Source organism: Rhodococcus sp. ARP2 (assembly GCF_001029585.1).
In the GTDB taxonomy this organism is placed as follows: Bacteria; Actinomycetota; Actinomycetes; order Mycobacteriales; family Mycobacteriaceae; genus Rhodococcus_F; species Rhodococcus_F erythropolis.
The window spans coordinates 166,647-189,645 of the sequence record NZ_LEKE01000032.1 but is presented as its reverse complement, the minus strand read 5'-3'; the positions used below and the strand labels follow the sequence as shown (position 1 = coordinate 189,645).

Genomic DNA, 22,999 nt, shown 5'->3' with positions numbered 1-22,999 from the left:
TCAGTCGGTGCCGAGCGGATCGATGGTCAGGGCGAGCGTCGCGATCAACACACCCATCACACCCATCGCCGCAGTGTCGAAGACCCTTCCGCGCACCGCGAGCAACCCCACACGATTCTCGGGAACGAACCACCGAGCGGCAGCTCCGATGATGACGGCAACACCGAAGACGAGGGCGCCGCGACGCCACCGGTCGGCCAGCACGAGAACCACGGCCGCCGCGATCACGGCGAGGACCGCGAGCATGGGCAGATTCTTCTTCGCGAGGCCGACCAGTGAGGACATCGGACTCAGACTCCGGCCAGAACCCGCTCGGCGCGCTCGACCACGTTGGTGATCAGGAACGCGCGGGTCAGCGGTCCGACACCACCGGGATTGGGTGAGACGAAGCCGGCGACCTCGTTCACGTCGGCTGCCACGTCGCCGCGCAGGCCGTCGTCGGTGCGACTGACGCCGACGTCGAGGACCGCTGCCCCGGGCTTGACCATGTCTGCGGTGATGAGGCCGGGAACGCCGGCGGCAGCGACGATGATGTCGGCGCGGCGAACCTCGGCCGCGAGATCGCGGGTACCGGTGTGGCAGAGCGTGACCGTCGCGTTCTCGCTACGACGCGTCAGCAGCAATCCGATCGGACGACCGACCGTGACGCCGCGTCCGACAACCACCACGTGTGCACCGGCAATCGGGACCTCGTAGCGACGCAGAAGGTGGAGGATTCCACGTGGGGTGCACGGCAGCGGGGCTTCCTTGCCCAACACCAGTCGACCGAGGTTGACCGGATGCAAGCCGTCGGCATCCTTGTCGGGGTCGATACGCTCGAGGGCCGCGTTCTCGTCGAGGTGCTTGGGGAGCGGCAACTGCACGATGTAGCCGGTGCACTCGGGATTGGCATTGAGTCCGTCGATCGTCGCGTTGAGCTGTTCCTGCGTGATGTCGGCAGGCAGGTCGCGTCGCAAAGAATTGATACCGACCTTGGCGCAGTCGTTGTGCTTGCCGCGCACGTAAGCCGCGGATCCCGGGTCGTCGCCCACCAGGATGGTGCCCAAGCCGGGTGTGATGCCCTCTGCCTTCAGAGCGCTCACCCGCACCTTCAGGTCTTCGAAGATTTCGTCGCGGGTAGCTTTGCCGTCGAGGATCGTTGCAGTCACGGCGACCATTGTTCCAGGTTAGGGTCGATGAGTGACAACGGCTCCGGAACTACGCGGCCCGAGGGTGCTCCTCTCCCCCGTCGCGCCCGATCATCACGCCCGTCTGCGGGCAATTCACCTGCACCCGGACGTCGTGCAGTGGTGGCAAAATCCCGACGACGACTGGCCTGCAGCGCCGGAGGCCGGCACCACGCGCTACAGCATCTTCTACGGCGACCACCTGATCGGCTTCATCCAGTGGTATGAGGCGGAGGACAATCCCGACTTCCGCCACGCCGGGCTCGACTTGTTCCTCGATCCCGACTTTCACAGCCAAGGGTTCGGTCGCGAATCGATTCGGGTGCTGTGTGCCCACCTGATCGACGACCTCGCATTCCACCGTCTGGTCATCGACCCGGAAGTCGACAACTCCGTCGCCATCGCTTGCTACCGATCGGTGGGGTTCAAAGACGTCGGGGTGATGCGCGAGTACTCGCGAGATCGCCATGGTGTGTGGAAGGACGGACTGCTGATGGATCTGCTCGCACGGGAATTCATCCGCTGATCACAAGGTACGACCCGAAGGGACAGTCATCATGTTGCTGGACAAGGAATTCACGGCCACCTTGCAGAAGAGTGACGCCAAGGGTGGGTGGACCTACGTGATCTGGCCGGAGTCCGCCGAGTTCTTCGGCACCCGCGGCCTGGTCAAGGTACGCGGGACGATCGACGGACATCCGTTCCAGAGTTCGTTCATGGCGCTGGGAGACGGCAACCACAAGCTGCCGGTCAAAGCCGATCTTCGCAACGCCATCGGCAAGGAGACCGGCGAGATGGTGACAGTGCGCCTCGAGGAGCGCGTGGAGAGCTAGGCGCCTCTACTTCATGTCTACGACAAGACCGTGCGCCGACGCATAAGCCACCGCCTGCATCAACTCGATCTGCGCGTTTCCGACGGATGCGGACGTCCACAGGCTCGGATCGATCCGCGCGCCGCGCAGATCTGCACCTTCGAGTTTGAGTCCACCCGTACGAGCACCGGACAGATCCGCCGACGCCAGGACCGCGCCCCGCATGTCGGCCCGAACCAGGTTCGCTTCACGGAATCGGCATGAGGTGAAGTCGATCTTCCTCAGGTCCGCTCCACCGAGTGAGGTCAACGAGAAGTCGACTTCGTCGAGCGTCAACGGCCGGATACGGCAACCGTCGAACGTCGACCCGAGCAGACTGCAGTTTCGGAACGTACTGTGCCACAGGCTGGTCCGAGCAAAATTGCAGGAGCGAAACGCCGTTCCCGTGTGCACGGACTCCCCCAGATCGGTGCCGGTGAAATCACAATCCGTGAACACCACCGACTCCGTCGTGAGTCCGGTGAGGTCGGCATCTCGGAAATTGCAATTGGTGAAAGTGCGCTGACGCCACTTCTGCCCGGCCAGCCGCGCGTCTGAATAGTCTTCGCCGACGACGTCGTCGGATTCTTCGGGGAGCATGCCGTCCATACTGCCCCGCCGCACCGACACCGCTTCGATCGCCTAGGTCTCGCAGGCCACGCCGTCACCGTCACGATCAAGCTTGGACGAATAGCCGGGATCGCCGCGGTAGATCGGGGCAGCACCAGCCGCTCGCACCGCTGAGCAGTTGGCGTAATACACCCCTGCATCAGGCACCTTTGCCGGCGGCGGAACGTACGCGGGTTCCGTTGTCTTCGGCGGCGTGTACGCCGGCGCGGGCGGAACGTACGGCGTAGTCGTGATCTCCGGCACCTGCGGAACCAGCGGCACGATTGCCACGGTTGTCGTCGTTGGTGGCGGCACGATCGTTGTCGTCGTCGGCAAGAGGGACGACGTCGTGGTCTTCGTCGTCGACGGGACCGTGCTTTTGGTTGTCGTCGCCGCCGCTGTCGTAGAAGAGGCCACAGCAGGCGTCGTTGATTCTTCCGACTTGCCCGCGCCCGTCGCCGCGGCGATGGCAACCAGCCCCACGACTGCTGCGCCGGCGATCCACGGCCACTTACGCCGCGTCTTGCCTTCCTCGGCGTTTGCGTCCGGCACCGGCGATCCGGGAGCACCGAAGACCTGGGTGGGAGTGCCGAAGGCTTGAGTGGGTGCGTCGACGCCCTTGGGCCGTGTCTGTGCAGTCCACTGCTGACCGTCCCAGTAACGGTCGATCGTGGGGTCGAAGGGGTCGGGGTTCCAACCGGCGGGAGGGTTCATCAAAATGTCCGTTCTGCGAAGAGTGCCGGAAATAGATTCGCACGGACTGGCCGGTTTGTTACCAATTCGCCCACACTTCCCGACCGGTCTTCTCACGGACGCGGGCACCGATACGACGCCCGGTACAGTTCCTCGAGTGTTCCGAGTGATGTTCCACGAGCCCCGCATCCCACCCAACACCGGAAACGCGATCCGCATGGTCGCGGGCACCGGTTGCGAACTCCACCTGGTCGGCCCTCTCGGGTTCGACTTGTCGGAGCCGAAACTCAAGCGCGCAGGCTTGGATTACCACGATCTGGCGACTGTCACGGTCCACGAGAACCTTGCTGCGGCGTGGGAAGCCGTCACCCCCGCTCGCGTGTTCGCCTTCACCGCGCACGCGACCACGTCCTATGCCGATATCGCCTACCAACCCGGCGACGTCCTGCTGTTCGGGCCCGAGCCCACCGGACTGTCCGAAGAAGTATTGGCGGACGAACACATCACCGAGCGCCTGCGTATCCCGATGCTTCCCGGACGCCGGTCCCTCAACCTGTCCAACGCCGCCGCCCTCGTGACGTACGAGGCGTGGCGTCAGCACGGGTTCAAGGGCGCCGTCTGATCGACGTCAGTAGACGTCTCGGACGTACCGCTTCTCGGCCGAGAGAGCCTTCACGTACGCCTCCGCACTACGAGGTGCCAGTTTTCCGTGTTGAGCGACCACCCCGTTGAGGGCACTGTCGACGTCCTTGGCCATCCGGTTGGCATCGCCGCAGACGTAGAAGTGGGCGCCCTTCTGCAACCACTCCCACAGCAGCGCACCGCGCTCACGCATCCGGTCCTGCACGTAGACCTTGTCGGCTTGATCCCGGGAAAATGCGAGGTCGAGTTCGGTGAGGAATCCGTCTTTCCGCAATTCTTCGATTTCTTCGCGGTAGTAGAAGTCGGTCGCGGCGTGCTGTTCCCCGAAGAACAGCCAGTTCGGGCCCGTGTGCCCCAATGCCCGACGCTCATGCAGGAAGGCACGGAACGGCGCGATGCCGGTTCCCGGACCGACCATGATCATCGGGGTTTCGGGATCGGACGGTGGCCGGAAATGGGTCGACTTCTGCACGAAGATGCCGATGTCATCATCGTGGGCATGGTCTGCGAGGTAGGTCGAGCACACCCCACGCCGTGGGACACCCGCGACGTTGTAGCGCACCGCGGACACCGTCAGCTGCACTTCGCGTGGGTTCTCCTTCGGACTGGAAGATATCGAATACAGCCGCGGCTGAAGCGGTTTGAGGAGGGAGAGCCATTCGTCCGTCGAGGCACGAACGGGTGACTGCGCAAGTACGTCGACGGACTGTCGTCCCCACGACCAGTCTTTGAGCGTGGAGATGTTCTCCGGCTTCATCAACTCGGCGAGGTCCGCGTCGCGAGTTCGTTGATGCACGAACCGAATCATCTCGCTCGAGATTCGAGTGATCTCCAGGCGTTCGGTGAGCGCGGTACGCAGGGTCATATCGCCGTACTGCCCCAGTTCTACGACCTCCTCACCGTCGAGGCCGGTGAGGGTGAGCCACTCGTCGACAAACGGAGAGCTGTTTCGGGGCCAGACTCCGAGAGCGTCGCCGGCTTCGTAACTGACCGTGTCGTCCGGAAGGTGAAAGCCCAACTGCCGCACGTCTTTGGAAGAGCCTGGCCGGTTGAGCACGACATTGCGCGTCAAGGCTGTGGTCAGCGGGGCCTTCTTGTTGTACTGCAGCGGCGCCGACATCGTCGGTGAAATCGGCTTGGCCGCAACGGTTGTCCCAGAATTCTTCCTTGCAACGACTACGTCGGCCGTCTCACCAGCCGCCGAGCGCTGAAGTTCAGCCGTGACAGAGTCCAGCCATCCAGCAGCGGTGTCCTCGAAATCGGGCTCACAGTCGGCGCGATCGACGATACGACTGGCCCCCAGTTCAGCAAGGCGGGCGTCAAGCTTTCGTCCATGCCCACAGAAGTCGTCATAGTTCGAGTCACCGAAAGCAATTACTGCATACCGTGTCTCGGCCATGCGGGGCGCCGTGTCAGCAGCCAGCGCATCCCAGAAACCGCTGCCGTTGTCCGGGGATTCGCCGTCACCGGAGGTACTGGTGATCAGGAGGACCTCCCGGGTGGCCACCAGGTCGGCGGCCGGGAACTCGTCCATTGCATGCATCACCACGGGCAAGCCAACTTCCCCGAGACGAGCAGCGCAGGCGGCGGCGAATTCTTCCGCGTTTCCGGTCTGCGATGCCCAGAGCACCACGATCGGCGCGCGTTCTGTCGCAATGCCCGGAGCCGAGGACAACGCGGGCCCGTCGGTGTCAGGGAGCGAGGTTCGCGAGTACAGGCCGGCCAATACCCCGTCGACCCACATCCGCTTTTCGGCATCGAACGGCGCCGTCGACGGCAACGTCGGGACCCCGGCAGTGCGATCGGCGTCCGCACGCAACGCGGCGAGAAGACCGGCCAGGTAGCTCTGCTGGAGCGCATCGAATACCACTGCAGGTATTCCTGTTTGACCGATGACATCCGCGAGGACATCGGTTCGCGACAAAGCCCGATCAGCTGGCGCGGAAGCCACCAGCGGCGCCTCGGCGAGCACTGTTTCAGGTGTGTTCACGGCGACCTTCGTCATAGTGACAGCACAGGCTTTGAACTCCGGTTGCTGCGAGGCTGGATCGATGGCGTCGTTGGTGACAGCGTTGATGGACAGATATTCGCCGAAGGCGTCGTTCCAGTGAAATGGGGCAAAGCAGTTCCCCGGACGCACTCGGTCGGTGATGACGGCCGGTAGCACAGCGCGACCGCGGCGTGAGGCAACCTCGATCGCATCCTGGTCGACGACGCCGAGCCTGGCGGCGTCGTCGGGATGGATCTCGACGAAGGGACCTGGGTTGAGTTTGTTCAGCTTGGCGACCTTGCCGGTCTTGGTCATGGTGTGCCACTGGTGCGCGAGACGACCGGTGTTGAGCAGGAATGGATAGTCGTCGTCGGGCATTTCGGCGGGAAGCATGTGCGGCCGTGCGAAGAACATCGCACGGCCAGTGGCGGTGGGAAATGCGAGCCGCGGAGTGCTGCCGTCCTCGCGGATCAGGAGCCTTTGACTGACACCGTCATTGACGTATCGGATGGGATGACGGTCCTGATCACTGTCTGGTGGGCACGGCCACTGGATTGATGTCTTGCGGAGGCGCTCGTAGGTGACGCCGCGTAAGTCGTAGCCGGTCTTCGGATTCCAGAACTGCTTGATCTCTTCGAACACCTCTTCGGCACAGGTGTAGGTGAACGCCTCGGCATACCCCATCTCGCAGGCGATCCGGGCGATGATCTGCCAATCAGGCAGCGCCTGCCCGACCGGATCCAGTGCCTGCTGAAAGAGCGTCAGGTTGCGTTCGGAATTGATCATCACTCCGTCGGACTCTGTCCACAGTGACGCGGGCAGCAGAACATCGGCGTATTCGTTGGTCTCGGTGCCCAGGAACGCATCCTGGGTGATGACGAGGTCAGCCTTCTCCAAGCCGTCGATGACGGTCTTGCGGTTGGCTACCGTTGCAACGGGATTGGTGCAGATGATCCAGCATGCCTTGATGTCACCCGCCGCCATGCGGGAGAACATGTCGATGGTGCCACCGCCGATGTCGGTGCGCAGCGAGCCTTGCGGGATCCCCCACCTCTCCTCTACGAATTCGCGATCGGCGTCGACCATCACGGCGCGCTGGCCGGGCAAACCTGGACCCATGTAGCCCATTTCACGCCCACCCATGGCGTTCGGCTGCCCGGTCAGCGAGAACGGACCGCTGCCGGGCTTGCAGATCGCACCGGTCGCAAGGTGAAGGTTGCAGATGGCGTTGGTGTTCCACGTGCCGTGGGTGCTCTGGTTCAAACCCATTGTCCAACAGCTCATCCAGTTTGCAGCCTCACCGATCCACTGCGCTGCAGTGCGGATGTCGGCCTCGGGGATACCGGTGATCTCACTGACCTTCTCCGGGGTGTACTCCGCGAGGAAACTGGGCATCACCTCCCAGCCTTCGGTGAAGTCGGCGATGAAGTCAGGGTCGGTGTGGCCGTTCACCACGAGCAGGTGGAGTAGTCCGTTGAGTAGCGCGAGATCGGTGCCGGGAGCGATCTGCAGGAACAAGTTCGCCTTGTCGGCGGTGGCACTGCGTCGAGGGTCGACGACGATCAACTTCGCGCCTGCCTTGATCCGCTCCTGCATCCGCAGAAAGAGGATCGGATGGCAGTCCGCCATGTTCGCGCCGGTCACGAAGAACACGTCGGCGTGTTCGAAGTCCTGATAGGAACCGGGCGGTCCGTCGGCCCCGAGAGACTGTTTGTACCCGGTGCCGGCACTCGCCATGCACAACCGGGAGTTCGATTCGATCTGATTGGTCCCGATGAATCCCTTGGCCAGTTTGTTCGACAAGTACTGGGCTTCGAGAGACATCTGCCCGGACACGTACAACGCAAATGCGTCGGGGCCGTGCTCGTCGATGATTGCCCGTAGACGCTGGGCGGTGTCAGTGATGACGGCGTCCATGTCCGCGGCTTCGATCGCATCCCCTCGGCGCGGACGGCGATATGCAGAGTCCATTCGCCCTGGACCTGCGAGCATGTCTGCGGTCGTGGTCCCTTTGGTGCACAGACGCCCGAAGTTGGTGGGATGTGTCTTCAGACCGGAAGACTTCGCAGCCTTCCGGCGTCCCGTCTCCGGATCGGTGATGATGTCGAGGACAAGACCACAGCCGACCCCGCAGTACGCGCAGAGTGTGTCGACACTGGTGGTGGTGAGTTGAGCGCCCATCGATTCATGCATCCCTTCGACCGAGGATCAAGGTCGACTTCTATCTTCGGATGCAGTTGTTTCGGGAGTTCATGCTCGATGTTGCGTATCAATCACTCTTTCCTCACCGCGCCCTTCGGACCGATGTGCGGTCCCGGAACCGGCGGTCGTCGACGGGCAGCGATACGCGAATGCCCAGTTCTACGCCCTGCCGCCGAATCGAGCAATGTAGTGCCAGACCCTTTTGACGTCCTGCGGATCGAAGGACGCGCTCCGTGCGAGCCCCAGTACGGCAGGCGTCAGTCGCCTGCCGCGGGCAATTTCTCGGGCAAGGTCGACGACGGTCGCTCCCCGGTATTCGGGATGTTCGGCTATCGCTTCGACATCGACCGCGTAACCGTCGTGCCACAGCACTGCCCATTATCCGGATACGGAAGCAGCGCCGGTGAAGAAGTCGACCAGTGAATACGGTGCGCCTTCACCGAGGCAGAGATCAAGGATCACGTGCGAGTCAGCGGCCTCGGATGCACTGCGCACGAACATCGCTTCCTCGTAGCCGCTCAGTGCCGCTTCGATGTCGTCCGGGTGCGCGGCGATCGCTCTTCCCAGTTCGGCGCCGTCGAACATGGCCAAGTTCGCACCCTCACCGGACGGAGCCATCAGATGTGCCGCGTCACCGAGGAGCGTGACCCCAGGCACGCGATCCCATCGGTGCTCGTCGGGAAGTGCATGGATCGCGCGCGGAATCGGAGCGGTTTCGCCGTCTGTGATCAGCGCAGTGAGTTCCGTTGCCCAACCGTCGAACTCGGCCGCGACCCGCGCTGTCGCAGCAGCGGCGTCGGTGAAATCGATACCGGCAAACCACTCCGCCGTACGGTTCAGCTGGACGTAGGTGTGCACGATGTCCCCCGCCTCTCGATGCGCGGCGATCGCTTTTCCTGGTGCGGGCGCGTACATCGCCCCGTCACCGACTGCCTCGGCTGCAGCCGAATGCTTCTCGTCGACGTCGTACAGATACGTCTCGACGAACGTCGTGCCGACGTATTCGGGCTTCGCATCGGAGAGCAAGGGGCGGATCTTCGACCAGGCACCGTCGGCGCCGACGAGGAGGTCGGTAGTCACCGTCGAACCGTCGGCAAAGGTCAGTTCGTGTCGGCCGTCAGCGCGCTCGTCGGCGGTGTTCCGTGAGCCGAGCGAGCGGACACTGTCGACCTTGCGTCCCCATTCGATCGTGCCGTCCGGAAGGGATTCGAGCAGGATCCGTCGGAGGTCTCCGCGCAGCACTTCAGGACGGACTCCCGTGCCGTCATCGGGTTCGTCGAGGAGTACAGCGGCGTGTTGATCGAGTACGCGCGACGCGGCACCGCCCTCGTAGATGATCGCGCGGAACTCGTCGATGAGGCCGGCAGCATCGAGCGCCGCCTGACCGTTGTGTTCATGGATGTCGAGTTGGCCGCCCTGCGTGCGAGCTTCTGCCGACGGTTCCGCCTCGTAGATCTTCGACGGAATTCCGTGAACGTGGAGGACGCGCGCGAGGGTCAGACCGCCGAGGCCCGCCCCGATGATCGTTATCGAGTTGCTCATGTTTGTTTCCTTTCAGCCTTCGGTTGGAACGTCGTTCCAACGACCATCTTGGAACGGCGTTCCAGATATGTCAAGATGGTTCGCATGGCGACCAGGAATCAGCGGACCGAACGACGTACGGACGCGCTCTCGAAGGAGCGAATCGTCGAGGCTGCGATCGAGATCCTCGACGACGAGGGCGAAACTGCGCTGACATTTCGCGCACTCTCCGCACGCCTGGCAACAGGTAGCGGGGCAATTTACTGGCACGTCGCCAACAAGAGCGAACTGCTCGCCGCGGCGACCGACGACGTCATCGCCCGCGTGACCACCGAAGGAACCGAAAGCGCAACCCCACGTGAGGCGATCCGGATCATCACTCTCGGTGTGTTCGACGCGATCGACGCGCACCCGTGGGTCGGCACCCAACTCTCCCGCGAGCCGTGGCAATCAGCGGTGATGCAGATCTTCGAGAGTCTGGGAGGGCAACTCCAAGCACTCGGCGTTCCCCAACCGGCACAGTTCGATTGTGCGTCCGCACTCCTGAACTACGTGCTCGGCCTCGCCGGACAGTATGCCGCGGGCGCCCGCCTCCTCCCCCGCGAGACAGATCGGTCCGCCTTCCTCGCCACCGTCGCGCAGCGGTGGGAAGAACTCGATTCCGCGAAGTACCCGTTCCTCAATCAGGTGACGGCGCAATTGCGCGACCACGACGACCGAGAACAGTTTCTGGCAGGCATCGACCTCATCCTCGCGGGGATCGACACCGTCCGATAGCAGCCGTTCCCGTCAGCCGCAGCCGTCAACGCGAGTGAACAGCGGTGTTGGAGCCGAGCGCTATGTCGAGGAAATCTCTTGCCGCACCGCGCAATCCGCGATCGGGATCCCAGACGGCTTGGAGTCGCCTCGGCATCCGCAAGCCGTCGACGTTGACCGCGACCAGTCGGCCGTCCGTCAGGTCGGCAGCAACGGCCAACGACGACAGAACGGCGGGCGCGTTGCCTGCCACCACCGCAGCCTTGACTGCGGTGCACGAGGTGAGCTCGAGCAACGGCGGCACACAATCGGGAACAGCATTCTCGAGCGTCAGACGCGTCCCTGACCCTGACTCGCGCTGAATCAGCGGCGTGCGTGCGAGGTCCGCAACCGGAACAGGCACACCATTGGCCCAGTCGTGTCCCGGCGGCACAACCACGACGAGGTGATCACGCGCTACCTCGCACGACGCGAGCGCCGACGGCACATCCGGACCTTCGACGAATCCGATATCGGCCTGGCCTGCCTGCACTTGAGCAGAGACATCCGAGGAATTGTGCAAGCTCACCGACGCCACGACGTTGGGGAACTTGTGCCGCATCGCGACCGTCCATCCGGGAACCAGATACTCGGCGATGGTCATGCTGGCGGCAACTGTGACGGCAGCGTCGCGTTCACCGCGAAGTGCGGCAACTCCCGATGCCATTTCCTCGGCACTGACGAGGATGTGACTTGCCCACTCGAGAATCAGACCGCCCTCGGCGGTGGGACGAACACCGGTCGCCGCTCGATCGAAAACCTTGATTCCGAGCTGCCGTTCGACCGAACGCACCCGGGCGCTGACCGCTTGCTGACTGAGTCCGTGCTCCCGGCCGGCAGCACCCATGCTGCCTAGACGCCCTACGGAAAGCAGGACGTCGAGGGCACTGAGTTCCGGCACCCGAGGAGACAACGACATAGACCAAGATTAGACCCACAAGGCGAGATTGTGGGCATTCAAGGACAACCGGTCTACCGGTACGAACCGGATGAGACGACAGTGAAATACATGACCACCACAACGAGTCCCACCTTCGCCCACATCACCCCGAACTGGTTCGCGGCAGCGATGGGAACGGGAATCGTCTCGGTGGCCGCAGCTTCGCTCGAACCGGAGATCGAAGGCTTGAAGCTGGTCTCGGAAATCTTCTGGGTTCTGGCAGTTCTCGTACTGTGCGCCTTGATCGGCGCATTTGCCACCCATTGGTCACAACATCGATGTCAGGCCCTCGCCTACCAGCACAGCCCCGCGATGTTCCCGTTCTACGGAGCCGTCGCCATGGCCCTGCTGACCGTGGGATCGGCAACCGGCATCACCGGGCCGGACTTCCTCGGCCACGACGTGGCGATCACCGTCTCGCTGACTCTGTGGATACTCGGCACGGCACTCGGCCTGGTCACCTACGTCGTGATGATGATTCGTCTCGTTCGAGATGCTGGGATGGCGACGGCAATGCCGTTCTGGCTGATGCCCGTCGTACCTCCGATGGTCTCGGCCACCACCGGCGCAGCGGTCAGCACCCACATGCCCGAAGGCGCTCCGCGCATCGCGGTACTGATCTTCTGCTACATCCTGTTCGCTCTGGCACTGACCGCCGCTATCGGCATTCTGATAGCCGTCGCGAGGCAGTTCGCACGCAACCGCTCGGCTGGCGTCGACGTGATCCCGTTCAATGCCATTCCCTCGCTGTGGATTCCGTTGGGCGTGATCGGACAGTCGATCGCAGCATCCAACCTGTTGGCCGCCGCCTCACGGCATGCACTCAGTACCGAGCACGCCGACACCCTGCACGAATTCGGAATCGCATACGGAACCGTCGTCGGAATCATCGGCGTCATCGCATTTGTCACCGTCACCACCGTGACCATCCACGCACTGCGCCGCGGCTTGGACTTCTCGCTCGGTTGGTGGAGCTTCACCTTCCCCATCGGAGCATGTGCAGTCGGAGCGAATGCCTTCGGAGTCGCCACCGGTTCGACGCTGATTCTGGGAATCGCACTTGCCCTGCTGACCGTGCTGATCCCCATCTGGGCAACCGTCGCGGTGCGGACCGTCCGATCGATCCGCAGTGGAGCTCTCCCCGCGGCTGCATGAATTGGCACCGATGAGTTTTGCCTCGCCGTACGGTCTGTACTCACGTAGACCATTGTCGAGAGCGGGAGTACATGGTGAGTCAGTTATTACGAGTACAGAATTTCAGCGTTTCCAGTGACGGAATAGCCTGCGGTCCGGACCAAAGCTTCGAGAGCCCGTTCGGCCTGGACCACGGTGAAATGTTTGCGTGGGCGGGAGCTACAGCGAGCTGGCCCAATCGCACCGATCCCGGCGGCAGCCGAGGCATCGACGACTATTTCACGCGGGACTTCTCCAACAACATCGGTGCCGAAATCATGGGCCGCAACAAATTCGCACCCTACCGCGGCCCTTGGGAGAATCTCGAGTGGCAGGGGTGGTGGGGCGACGAGCCACCGTTCCACACCCCGGTTTTTGTCTTGACCCACCACGTGCGGCCGTCGTTCACGCTATCGGACACGACATTCCACTTCGTCGACGCTGACCCGGCGACGGCCCTCGAGCAGGCACGTGAGGCCGCGCAGGGCAAGGACGTTCGACTCGGCGGCGGGGTCAGCACTATCCGTGAATTCCTCGACGCCGATCTGGTCGACACGATGCACATCGCTGTCTGCCCGATCGAATTCGGATCCGGTCTACGCCTGTGGGAGACACCTGATGAGTTGCGCGACCGCTTCAACCTCGAAATCGTGCCGAGCCCGAGCGGCGTGACGCATCACCTGTTCTGGCGAAAGTGACCGGTGGGGGCGGCTCCCGAAACGGGAACTGCCCCCATCAGTTGTGTCTTAGGCTCCGGTCTCGACCTGGCGCCCCGACTGGTACCACGCCATTGTTCCACCGGCCACCGAAACGGCATTGATGCCACGGGCCTGCAGATACTCCGCGGCCTGCAGGCTACGGCCACCGACGGCGCAGATGATGTACACCGTTTCCGCGTCCGGAATTTCACCGACGCGAGAGACGAATTCGCTGAGCGGAATGAGCGCCGCACCGGGAACTCGGACCTGAGCGAACTCGTCGGGCTCACGGACGTCGATCAGCGGCTCACCTGCCGCCAATGCCGTGTCCAGTGCATTCAAGTCGACTTCCAACATGTCTTCTGCGTCCTGCCTTCGTGTTCGCTGCTGTCCGAATAGACGGTACCGCGTGATTTCGTGTGGTTGCCTTTACGATCTGACAATGACCAATACTGTTCCCGAAAAGTCGGGTTTTTGGAGTCGACCCACTTTGTGGAAGTTGCTCCTTCTCATCGTTGCCTATTTGGTCTTCTACCTTGCCGCCGGGCAGGTGATCTCGCGTGTTTTCGCCGACCAGATCGACACGGACAACGTGGTCTCGAGTGCCTCGAGCATCATCTTCGGCGTCATGTTGCCCATCGCGATCGGTGCAGTTGCGTTGCTGATCTTCACGGTCAAGGTCGGCTGGCTCAGCAGTATCTTCGGTCCTCAACCGGTACGCGGACGCGGCTGGATGTGGATCGGGCCGATCATCGTCGTTGCCGCCATCGCTGCCCACCTGGCCGGAACCGACTGGAGCGCGTGGTCGGCCGGCGAAATCGTCTCGTTGATCGCCCTCGGTGTATGTGTCGGTCTCGCAGAGGAATTGGTCACCCGAGGTATTGCAGTGAAGATGCTTCGTGATGCCGGCCACCGAGAACGCTTCGTCGCTGTTGTGTCGTCCCTACTGTTCGCACTCATGCACACGGTGAACTTCATCGCGGGAATGGAACTGGCAACAGTCCTTGCCACCGTCGTCTACACCTTCGGATTCGGAATGTGCATGTACTTGACCATGCGCGTGACGGGCACGATCTGGGCCGCAATCGTGTTGCACGGCCTCACCGACCCCACCACCATTCTCTCGACCGGCGGGCTCGACACCTCGGTGACGACGGGTGCCAGCGGAGCCACCACGATCGCCACACTGCTCACTGTCGTGCTGGTCGCCTTCGGCGTAGTTGCCATCTTCTTCATCCGCGGCCGGGTCGGCGAAGAGCAGCCCGCGCGCGTCTCGGCCTGACTGATCGCATGGGTACAAGACATACTTGTACCCATGCCTTCTCGGACCACACATTCGATCGCCGTCGTGACCGCATCTTTTGTTCTGGCACTATCGGGTGCCGTCACACACGCCAGTGCGGGGGTTCCGGCCGCTCCCGAAGCCGCGACTACCGAATCCATCGCATCGGAGTCGATCAGCGATCTGTACGCAGCCCAGGGTGCGCACGAGGTGGCTGCCGATTCGGTTCCCGGATACCAATTGTTCTACCCAGCCGACTTGTCCGCTGATGGCAAGCGGCATCCCGTCATCACGTTCGGCAACGGCAGCTACGCGACGTTCGAAGAGTACGAGGCCCTCCTCCGACACTTTGCGTCGTGGGGTTTTGTTGTTGTGGTGGCCGACAGCAGTGTGACCGGCGACGGTACTGAAATCTTGGGTGCCGCTCAGTACCTCGTCGATCAGAACACCAACGCTGAGAGCATTTTTCACCAGAGGATCGATACCGACAACATCGCCTCGGTCGGGCACTCCCAGGGGGCAGGCGGCGCGATCAACGCTGCAACTCAGTCGGCGAATCTGATCACCGCCACTGCGGTGCTCGACCTGCCGGACCCGTGGTGGGCTTCGCGACCTGTCGATGTCGTCGACGTGGCGAAGTTGACCGGGCCGACGTTCTTCATGACCGGCGCCGACGATCCGGTCTCCACCGCCGATCCACAAGCTGAGTACTTCGACAAAACCGCAGCACCGGCGGTCCGGGGCAGACTACTTGGCGTCGGCCACAATTGGGCCGGCGACGGCGAAGGATTCCGGGGTTACCTGACCGCGTGGCTGAGGTTCGCCCTCAGCGGCGACCAGACTGCCGGACGTGCGTTTGTCGGCGACTCGGCGGAAATCCTCACCGATCCCCACTGGGACCGGCAAGCGATCAAGGGTTTGTGATGACGATCTTGCCGTAGGCCTGCCCGGATTTCTGCTGCTCGAACGCCTCGGCAAGATTGTCCAGACGGTACGACGAATCGATGACGGGACGAAGCGCGAGGCTCTCCAGCCCTGCAACCATCTCCTCCTGATGTGCACGACTGCCCACCAGAACACCTTCGATGGTGACCTGTTTGGTCAGTAGCGAAGTCAGGTCGATCGACGACGACGGGCCGTTCATGATGCCCAGCGCGCAGATCCGGCCGCCTGGTCGGACTGCCGCCAGAGATTGACCGAGGGTGGACGGCCCGCCCACGTCGAGCACAAGGTCGATCCCGCCGCTGAGCCGCATCGCTTCCGATCCCCAGTCCGGGCGCTCACGGTAGTTGACCACGTGATCGGCACCTAGCTCGGTCAATCGAGCCATCTTGTCGGGAGCCGACGAGGTTGCGATCACCTGAGCTCCAGCAGCTTTGGCAAGCTGGACGGCAAACAGCGCTACCGTGCTGGTCCCGGGAATCAACACCGACGAACCTGGGATGATCGGGACGCCGGCAAACAATGCACGCCACGCGGACAAGCCCGCAGTGGGCAAGGTAGCGGCTTCTTCGTACGTGTAGTTTCGCGGCATCGACGTCACTGCCGATACCGGCACGGTGACGGTGTCACGGGCGAACCCGTCGACGCCGTCACCGGGTGAATTTCCGAATCCGTCGAAATCCGGTGCACCGCTGCGCCAATGCGGCAGATAGGTGCTCATCACACGGTCCCCGACCCCGAACTGTGTGACGCCGTCGCCGACGGCAACTACCTCGCCCGCTGCGTCGGACAAGAGAATGCGAGGGCCGTCGGTCGGTATCTCGCCGGTCGCCACGAGGTAGTCGTGGTGGTTGAGCGAATTCGCGCGGATCGCGATCTTCACCTCACCCGCACCTGGCCCTGGCGTCTCGATCGTCCTCGATTCGAGGTTGTTCAACCCTCCAGGCGGAAGTACGTATACAGCGCGGTTGGTCATGGTGTGGATCCTCGCACGATTGACGATTTCGGGTGACGTTCGGAAAGGGTTCCGCTGCTCAGAGGAGAGAAGCGGTGAACCCTCCGTCGAGAACCAGGCTGCTGCCGTTGCACCACGACGACTGGTCGCTCGCAAAGAACACTGCGGCGGCGGCGACTTCCTCGGTCCGGCCGTAGCGGGTTTGCTTCGTGACCATCAGGTCGTCGAAGCCGCCGGACTCGAGGCCGAGTGCGTTCTCGAAATCCTGTTGGTGACTCTTGACCAGGTCTGTGTCGATGAATCCGGGTAGCAGGGCATTGGCTCGGATTCCGTGGAAGCGAAGTTCGGCTGACAGGGTTTCGGTGAGATTGCGAACTGCTGCTTTGGCGGCGGCATAGCTACCGATCAAGGGCGACCCGGTGGTCGACGAGATCGACGAGATGTTCACGATCGAACCGCCTCCGGATGCGACGAGCGCGGGTAGCGAATGACGGACGGTCAAGAACACTCCATCGAGGTTGACCGACATGACTTTCCGCCAGTCCTCGAACGAGGTCTCGATCAGCGGAGTCGTGGTGGCGATGCCGGCGTTGGGTACTACGACGTTCAGTCCGCCGAACTCTTCGACCGCCCTGGCGACGAGATCCTTGACCTGCTGTTCGTCGGTGACATCAGTGGTGACAGCGATAGCTCCGTCGATCGAGTCCGCCACTGCCTGTGCTGCGTCACCGTTGATGTCGGAGACTACGACGCTCGCGCCCTCCGCCCCGAATGCCCGGGCAATGGCGGCGCCGATTCCGGCACCTGCGCCGGTGACAATTGCAACTTTGTTCGCGAGAAGATCGGACATGTCAGCGTTCCCCTTCAGTTCTCGGTCGGGACGTAGAAAAGCAATTCGGGTCCGGTGTCGCCGGTAGTCGCGATGGCCTCGGACATGTCGAGAGTCCCGTCGCCCAAAGCACTTCCCAACGCCTGCGCCGTGCCCGCGAGATCTTCCGTGTCGAGTTGATAGATGCTCAGGTAGCGGCGCGCGGGCAATGCATCCTCGGGCAGCAACTGCACATCCGCCAGGAAGAATCGGGAGGCGGAGACAACTCCAGGCACTCGTTCGACGACCTGCGGAATATGCACGTCGTCGTACCAGCGGTTGAACGCGTCCTCCGAAGACGGATCGGCAGGGTGTACGTGTGCGACGAGAATCGCTGTGCTCATGGAGTTCCTCTTCAACTCGAAGTGCTTTGGATTCAGCATGTTTGGAAGGCGACAATATTCACCAGCGAGGCCACTGGTCGTGGCCGTGCCAGGCGATTCGATGGCCGCTCAAGCGACAACCCTAGGTAGGGATTGTGACCCGCGCCATATGCCCGGAGGTCAGAGTTGAGCTCCACATTTGTCCTCTCGGCACAAAACTCCGAGCAGAATCGGGCATTAGCGAAAGTCTCGCGACTTGGCTGTGACTCGCAGATCCATCAGCTGCATCCGGTCTGCCACGACAGTGACAGCGCCTTCCGCATTTTGCACCTTTCCTCGAATAAGCAACGCCGGCGCCGTATTTGCCAGTTTTCGGTACTTTGCCCACAACCCCACCGAACACACGACATTGACCATGCCGGTTTCGTCTTCGAGGTTGATGAACGTGACGCCCGCAGCTGTGGCCGGACGCTGCCGGTGTGTGACCGCTCCCCCTACCAGCACACGGTCGCCGTCCGGGATGTCGAGCAGCCTCGAAGCCGGCACCACGCCGAGCGCGTCGAGCTGTGGGCGAAGAAACTGTGTCGGATACGTGTCGGGAGATACTCCTGTCGCCCAGACATCCGCTGCCGCCAATTCGACGTCGCTCATGCCGGGAAGGGTGGGAGCTGTGACCGACGCACCGATACCGGGCAAGCGGTCCGGACGCTCCCCTGCCGCAGCGCCCGCGGCCCACAGCGCTTCTCTACGCGAGATGCCGAAGCTGGCAAGCGCGCCGGCAGTCGCCAACGATTCAGCTTGCGCGGTAGTCAGTTCCACCCGACCGGTCAGATCGAGAAACGACGTGAACGGTCCACCGAGGTCGCGCTGTTCGACAATTTTCTCGGCGAGCGCATCGCCGATGTTGCGCACTTCCCCCAGTCCCAGCCGAACCTCGAATCCACCTGCCTCGACGGTGGCATGCGCGAGGCTGACATTGATGTCTGCACCGTGTACCTGCACTCCGTGCCGGCGCGCATCGGCGACCAGGGACTGTGGTGAGTAGAAACCCATCGGCTGCGCTCGCAGAAGTCCGGCACAGAACGCGGCGGGGTGATGAAGCTTGAACCACGAGGAGTAGAAGACCAGTGCGGCAAAACTCTGTGAATGACTTTCCGGAAAACCGAAATTAGCGAATGCGTACAGCTTTTCGTAGATTCGGTCGGCAACCTCGTCGCCGATGCCATGTAGGTCTCGCATGCCCTGGTACAGCCTCGCTCGCAGTTGCTCCATCTTCTCGGTGGAACGTTTCGATCCCATTGCCCGACGCAATTGATCGGCCTCGGACGGCGTGAAACCCGCAACGTCGACGGCCATCTGCATCAACTGTTCCTGAAACAACGGAACCCCCAATGTGCGTTCGAGTGCCTTCTCGAGCGACGGATGGTCATAGGACACAGGTTCGAGTTTGTTGCGCCGGCGGATGTACGGATGGACTGATCCGCCTTGAATCGGCCCGGGACGGATGAGCGCGACTTCGACCACCAGGTCGTAGAAATTTCGAGGCTTCAGACGCGGCAGTGTCGCCATCTGCGCACGTGATTCCACTTGGAACACCCCTACCGAATCTGCCCGCTGCAACATCTCGTACACCGCTGTTTCCGACAGATCGAGTTGCGCCAAATCGACTGTGATGCCTTTGTGTTCGGCCACCAGATCCATCATGTAATGCAAAGCCGAGAGCATGCCGAGCCCGAGTAGATCGAACTTGACCAACCCAGCGGCAGCACAATCGTCCTTGTCCCACTGCAGGACACTGCGATTGGCCATCCGCGCCCACTCCACCGGGCAAACGTCGGCGATGGGACGATCACAGATGACCATTCCGCCGGAGTGGATACCGAGGTGCCGTGGATAGCCTTCGATCTGCGCCGCCAGTTCGAGTACCGGACGCGGAATATCGGTATCCGCATTCTTGTCGATACCACCCCACCGGCCGACCTGCTTACTCCACGCATCTTGCTGGCCCTGCGAAAAGCCAAGCGCGCGGGCCATGTCCCGCACCGACGACTTTCCTCGATAGGTGATGACATTGGCTACCTGCGCGGCATACGTACGCCCGTATTTCGCGTACACGTGCTGGATCGCCTCTTCCCGGCGATCCGACTCGATGTCCACGTCGATATCCGGTGGGCCGTCGCGCTCGGGCGCAAGAAACCGCTCGAACAGCAATTTGTTGCGAACCGGATCGACGTTGGTGATGCCGATCGCGTAACACACCGCAGAGTTCGCAGCGGAACCCCTTCCCTGACAGAGGATGTCGTTGTTCTTGCAGAACGACACGATGTCATGCACGACCAGGAAGTATCCGGGAAAGTTCAATCCCTCGATGATGGCAAGTTCATGTTCGAGCTGTTTGTATGCCTTCGGTGCACCTTCCGGGGGTCCGTAGCGTTCCAGCGCCCCGACCATGGTCAGCTCACGCAACCACGACGCCTCGGTATGCCCGGCAGGAACGTCGAACGGTGGCAATTTGGGCGCGATGAGCTTGAGATCGAAAGCGCACTCACGACCAAGATCGGCGGCACCACTGACAGCCTCGGGATAGAGCGAGAACAGCGTCGCCATCTCCGCGCCGGACCGCAGGTGTGCTCCGCCGGTCGGAGCCAACCATCCAGCTGCCTCATCCAAGCTTTGACGCGCCCGCACAGCTGCCATTGCCATGGCGAGGCGTCGACGCGGAGGAGCGGCGAAGTGTGCGGCGGTGGTCGCCACCGTACGTAGTCCACGTTCTCTCGCCAGTTCTGCCAGAACGGCATTGCGCTCGTCGTCCTCCGCCAACCCATGATGAGTGAGCTCCACCGACACTCGCTCCGCCCCGAAACGCTCGACCAGATCCTGCAAGGCCTCCGCCGCGGCTTCGCGACCACCCGACGTCAAGGCTTGCCGCACATGACCTTTGCGGCACCCGGTCAGGATCTGCCAGTGCCCACCGGCGGCTTCGGTCAGCGCGTCGTAGTTGTACTGCAGTTTGCCCTTCTCACCGCCCGCCAGATGTGCGGCGGCTATCTCCCGCGAAAGACGGCGATATCCTTCCTGCCCACGGGCAAGTACCAGAAGATGCGTTCCACCGGGATCTGCCGTCCCAGTTCTGGGTACCGAATCGAGCGACAACTCGGCCCCGAACACGGTCCGCATTCCCCATTCACGCGCAGCCTCCGCAAACCTCACCACGCCGTAGAACCCGTCGTGATCGGTGACGGCAATCGCCTCGAGCCCGAGACGCACAGCTTCCTCGACCAGCTCTTCCGGCGGTGATGCGCCGTCGAGGAAGCTGAAGGCCGAGTGAGCGTGCAGTTCTGCGTAAGGAACCACGCCGGTGCCACGAGTGAGTTCGCCTGCGTGATACTCGCCGCGCTTTCGTGACCAGGCGGGACTGTCACTTCCGTCGCCCGGGAACAAATCCTCGTGTTCCACGCGGCCTGGCCGTCCGGACAGCACCCGTTCCATCTCGAACCACGTCGGCGGCCCATTTCCCCAACCCACACTGACCTCGCACCTGATCGAGCCGGCCGTCACGGGACGACCGACTGCTCGAGGATGCCGAAAGGGAAGACGCACCACATGCATCGAACTGATGTTCGATGCAGATTCAGTCTGACAGGTCACTCACCCGCAGTCAACAGAGCGAATCTCAACCCTCACCGTCTAGTCACATTCAGATGTACGCATGTCTGCACTCCGTTCACTTTGGCCCCAGATCATTAGCGGCGTTCATAATCTCCATCCATACTGTTTCCAGGAGTACTACTCGTATGTCGTTCTCGCGCAACACACGTAGGTTGACGGCCGTCGCCGGCGCCGTCGCCGTTCTGGCCGCCGCCGGCTGCAGCAGCAGTGCCGACGAGGCAACAGGCTCCAACGGCACGACCGTCGATCGCGCCGCGACCGGCGAACTGTCCTCGAACGGTGGTGCTCGCCGCATCGACGGTGATCAGTCGGCCGCGGTGCGTGACGCCGTCAACGCTTCCGGCGCGAAGAACGTCATCCTCCTGATCGGGGACGGCATGGGCGACTCGGAGATCACCGCCGCGCGCAACTACGCCGAGGGTGCTGCTGGCAGCTTCGCCGGCCTCGACGCCCTGCCGATCACCGGCCAGTACACGCACTACGCACTGACCAAGGACGGCAAGCCCGACTACGTCACCGACTCCGCTGCCAGTGGATCGGCATGGTCCACCGGCACCAAGACCTACAACGGCGCGATTTCCGTCGACATCAAGGGGCAGGCCCAGTCGACCGTCCTCGAGATCGCCAAGGCGAACGGCAAGGCCACCGGCAACGTCTCCACCGCCGAGGTGCAGGATGCCACCCCCGCAGTGCAGGTCGCGCACGTCAGCGGCCGCAAGTGCTACGGACCCGAGGCGACGTCCAAGTCCTGCCCGGAGAACGCCATCGAGAACGGCGGCAAGGGGTCGATCAGCGAACAGCTCCTCGCCACCCGCGCCGACGTCACCTTTGCCGGCGGCGCCAAGTCCTTCGCTGAAACCGCGAAAGCCGGTGACTGGCAGGGCAAGACCCTCAACGAGCAAGCTGCCGCTCGTGGCTACCAGCTGGTGAAGAATGCCGCCGAGATGAACGAGGTCGGCAAGGCCGATCAGGACGCACCCGTGCTCGGGCTGTTCGCCGACGGCAACATGCCCGTCCGCTGGGAAGGCTCTGTCGCCACCCGCGACGGTTACCTGCAGCCCGCCGAAACCTGCGTCGACAACCCCAAGCGAACCTCCGACGTACCGAAGCTCGCGGACATGACGCAGAAGGCGATCGATCTACTGAAGGTCAACGACAACGGATTCTTCCTCCAGGTCGAAGGTGCCTCGATCGACAAGCAAGATCACGCAGCCAACGCGTGCGGTCAGATCGGTGAAACCGTCGACCTCGACGAAGCTGTGCAAAAGGCACTCGAATTTGCGAAGACCGACGGAGAAACCCTGGTCATCGTCACCGCCGACCACGCTCACACCAGCCAGATCGTCACCAACGTCAGCGCAGACGACATCGCCACCATCGCCAAGGACCAGAACATCCCGGTCGAGCGCGCCCAGGAAATCGTCTACCCCGGTCTGACCCGCAAGCTGACCACGAAGGACGGCTCGGAGATGACGATCAGCTACGGAACGTCCGAAGATCCGGCCGTCGAATCCGAAGGGCATACCGGAACTCAGTTGCGTGTAGCAGCTTTCGGCCCGCACGCGGCCAATGTCAGCGGCCTCACGGACCAGACCGATCTGTTCTTCACGATGACCGACGCGCTGGGACTCGACCGTTCCAAGGTCGCAGCTCACTGACCTGAAAACACCCGACCCGGTA

Annotated in this window: 22 protein-coding genes; 9 read left to right on the top strand and 13 right to left on the bottom strand. The window is 62.7% G+C overall.

The features are described 5' to 3' along the window. Both ABX74_RS08425 and ABX74_RS08420 read right to left on the bottom strand, forming a co-directional pair. Window positions 1-285, bottom strand: a complete 285-nt coding sequence (locus ABX74_RS08425; protein WP_003940740.1) for a DUF3017 domain-containing protein — start codon at window positions 283-285, stop codon at window positions 1-3. A 5-nt stretch (window positions 286-290) separates the two neighbouring features. Further along, window positions 291-1,148 carry a bifunctional methylenetetrahydrofolate dehydrogenase/methenyltetrahydrofolate cyclohydrolase gene (locus ABX74_RS08420; RefSeq protein ID WP_189637320.1) on the bottom strand — a complete coding sequence of 286 codons (858 nt, stop codon included), beginning with the start codon at window positions 1,146-1,148 and terminating at the stop codon, window positions 291-293. 64 nt (window positions 1,149-1,212) lie between these two features. Between ABX74_RS08420 and ABX74_RS08415 the strand changes: the two genes are divergently transcribed. Together ABX74_RS08415 and ABX74_RS08410 are read left to right on the top strand one after the other, a co-directional pair. Next, entirely contained in the window at window positions 1,213-1,692 is a 480-nt protein-coding gene (locus ABX74_RS08415; RefSeq protein WP_019747653.1) for a GNAT family N-acetyltransferase, read from the top strand. Between the two features lie 31 nt (window positions 1,693-1,723). Further along, window positions 1,724-1,999, top strand: a complete 276-nt coding sequence (locus tag ABX74_RS08410) for a DUF1905 domain-containing protein (protein WP_047888596.1) — start codon at window positions 1,724-1,726, stop codon at window positions 1,997-1,999. A 6-nt stretch (window positions 2,000-2,005) separates the two neighbouring features. Here ABX74_RS08410 and ABX74_RS08405 read toward each other — a convergent pair whose 3' ends face one another. Both ABX74_RS08405 and ABX74_RS08400 read right to left on the bottom strand, forming a co-directional pair. Further along, window positions 2,006-2,626, bottom strand: coding sequence for a pentapeptide repeat-containing protein (locus ABX74_RS08405; protein WP_003940770.1), 621 nt, complete (start codon window positions 2,624-2,626; stop codon window positions 2,006-2,008). Window positions 2,627-2,659: 33 nt separating this feature from the next. Then, complete coding sequence (locus ABX74_RS08400) at window positions 2,660-3,340, bottom strand: excalibur calcium-binding domain-containing protein (protein WP_021343637.1); 681 nt, start codon at window positions 3,338-3,340, stop codon at window positions 2,660-2,662. Window positions 3,341-3,476: 136 nt separating this feature from the next. On the opposite strand from ABX74_RS08400, the gene ABX74_RS08395 reads away from it, so the two are divergent. Next, complete coding sequence (locus ABX74_RS08395) at window positions 3,477-3,941, top strand: tRNA (cytidine(34)-2'-O)-methyltransferase (protein ID WP_019747649.1); 465 nt, start codon at window positions 3,477-3,479, stop codon at window positions 3,939-3,941. 6 nt (window positions 3,942-3,947) lie between these two features. On the opposite strand, the gene ABX74_RS08390 is transcribed toward ABX74_RS08395, so the two are convergent. The 3 genes from ABX74_RS08390 to ABX74_RS08380 form a co-directional block, all read right to left on the bottom strand. Further along, window positions 3,948-8,132: a bifunctional nitrate reductase/sulfite reductase flavoprotein subunit alpha gene (locus ABX74_RS08390; RefSeq protein ID WP_047888634.1), complete on the bottom strand. Its 4,185-nt coding sequence runs from the start codon at window positions 8,130-8,132 to the stop codon at window positions 3,948-3,950. Window positions 8,133-8,312: 180 nt separating this feature from the next. Continuing rightward, window positions 8,313-8,525, bottom strand: coding sequence for a hypothetical protein (locus ABX74_RS08385; RefSeq protein ID WP_053062000.1), 213 nt, complete (start codon window positions 8,523-8,525; stop codon window positions 8,313-8,315). Window positions 8,526-8,531: 6 nt separating this feature from the next. Then, window positions 8,532-9,695, bottom strand: a complete 1,164-nt coding sequence (locus tag ABX74_RS08380) for an FAD-dependent oxidoreductase (RefSeq protein WP_047888595.1) — start codon at window positions 9,693-9,695, stop codon at window positions 8,532-8,534. 75 nt (window positions 9,696-9,770) lie between these two features. Between ABX74_RS08380 and ABX74_RS08375 the strand changes: the two genes are divergently transcribed. After that, window positions 9,771-10,451 carry a TetR/AcrR family transcriptional regulator gene (locus ABX74_RS08375; protein WP_031330947.1) on the top strand — a complete coding sequence of 227 codons (681 nt, stop codon included), beginning with the start codon at window positions 9,771-9,773 and terminating at the stop codon, window positions 10,449-10,451. A gap of 25 nt (window positions 10,452-10,476) precedes the next feature. Here ABX74_RS08375 and ABX74_RS08370 read toward each other — a convergent pair whose 3' ends face one another. Beyond that, window positions 10,477-11,388, bottom strand: coding sequence for a LysR family transcriptional regulator (locus ABX74_RS08370; protein WP_019747644.1), 912 nt, complete (start codon window positions 11,386-11,388; stop codon window positions 10,477-10,479). Between the two features lie 90 nt (window positions 11,389-11,478). On the opposite strand from ABX74_RS08370, the gene ABX74_RS08365 reads away from it, so the two are divergent. Together ABX74_RS08365 and ABX74_RS08360 are read left to right on the top strand one after the other, a co-directional pair. Further along, entirely contained in the window at window positions 11,479-12,564 is a 1,086-nt protein-coding gene (locus ABX74_RS08365; RefSeq protein WP_047888632.1) for a TDT family transporter, read from the top strand. Window positions 12,565-12,638: 74 nt separating this feature from the next. Then, complete coding sequence (locus ABX74_RS08360) at window positions 12,639-13,280, top strand: dihydrofolate reductase family protein (protein ID WP_029537878.1); 642 nt, start codon at window positions 12,639-12,641, stop codon at window positions 13,278-13,280. A 48-nt stretch (window positions 13,281-13,328) separates the two neighbouring features. Here ABX74_RS08360 and ABX74_RS08355 read toward each other — a convergent pair whose 3' ends face one another. After that, the gene (locus ABX74_RS08355; protein WP_019747641.1) at window positions 13,329-13,637 is read right to left on the bottom strand and encodes a rhodanese-like domain-containing protein; all 309 of its coding nucleotides are present in this window, start codon (window positions 13,635-13,637) and stop codon (window positions 13,329-13,331) included. Window positions 13,638-13,722: 85 nt separating this feature from the next. Between ABX74_RS08355 and ABX74_RS08350 the strand changes: the two genes are divergently transcribed. Continuing rightward, window positions 13,723-14,562: a CPBP family intramembrane glutamic endopeptidase gene (locus ABX74_RS08350; protein WP_019747640.1), complete on the top strand. Its 840-nt coding sequence runs from the start codon at window positions 13,723-13,725 to the stop codon at window positions 14,560-14,562. A gap of 33 nt (window positions 14,563-14,595) precedes the next feature. Further along, window positions 14,596-15,486 (top strand): alpha/beta hydrolase, encoded by an 891-nt coding sequence (locus ABX74_RS08345; RefSeq protein ID WP_047888594.1) that lies wholly within the window; start codon window positions 14,596-14,598, stop codon window positions 15,484-15,486. Here ABX74_RS08345 and ABX74_RS08340 read toward each other — a convergent pair. From ABX74_RS08340 to ABX74_RS08325, 4 genes are all read right to left on the bottom strand, one after another. Beyond that, window positions 15,473-16,480: a zinc-dependent alcohol dehydrogenase family protein gene (locus tag ABX74_RS08340; RefSeq protein ID WP_047888593.1), complete on the bottom strand. Its 1,008-nt coding sequence runs from the start codon at window positions 16,478-16,480 to the stop codon at window positions 15,473-15,475. The genes ABX74_RS08345 and ABX74_RS08340 overlap by 14 nt on opposite strands. Before the next feature lie 58 nt (window positions 16,481-16,538). Beyond that, window positions 16,539-17,309 carry a glucose 1-dehydrogenase gene (locus tag ABX74_RS08335; protein ID WP_020906972.1) on the bottom strand — a complete coding sequence of 257 codons (771 nt, stop codon included), beginning with the start codon at window positions 17,307-17,309 and terminating at the stop codon, window positions 16,539-16,541. A gap of 14 nt (window positions 17,310-17,323) precedes the next feature. Then, window positions 17,324-17,671, bottom strand: a complete 348-nt coding sequence (locus ABX74_RS08330; protein WP_007727425.1) for a hypothetical protein — start codon at window positions 17,669-17,671, stop codon at window positions 17,324-17,326. A gap of 216 nt (window positions 17,672-17,887) precedes the next feature. Then, the gene (locus ABX74_RS08325) at window positions 17,888-21,175 is read right to left on the bottom strand and encodes an error-prone DNA polymerase (RefSeq protein WP_047888631.1); all 3,288 of its coding nucleotides are present in this window, start codon (window positions 21,173-21,175) and stop codon (window positions 17,888-17,890) included. A gap of 269 nt (window positions 21,176-21,444) precedes the next feature. Between ABX74_RS08325 and phoA the strand changes: the two genes are divergently transcribed. Then, window positions 21,445-22,977, top strand: a complete 1,533-nt coding sequence (gene phoA, locus ABX74_RS08320) for an alkaline phosphatase (RefSeq protein ID WP_047888592.1) — start codon at window positions 21,445-21,447, stop codon at window positions 22,975-22,977. The last annotated feature ends 22 nt before the right edge of the window (window positions 22,978-22,999 follow it).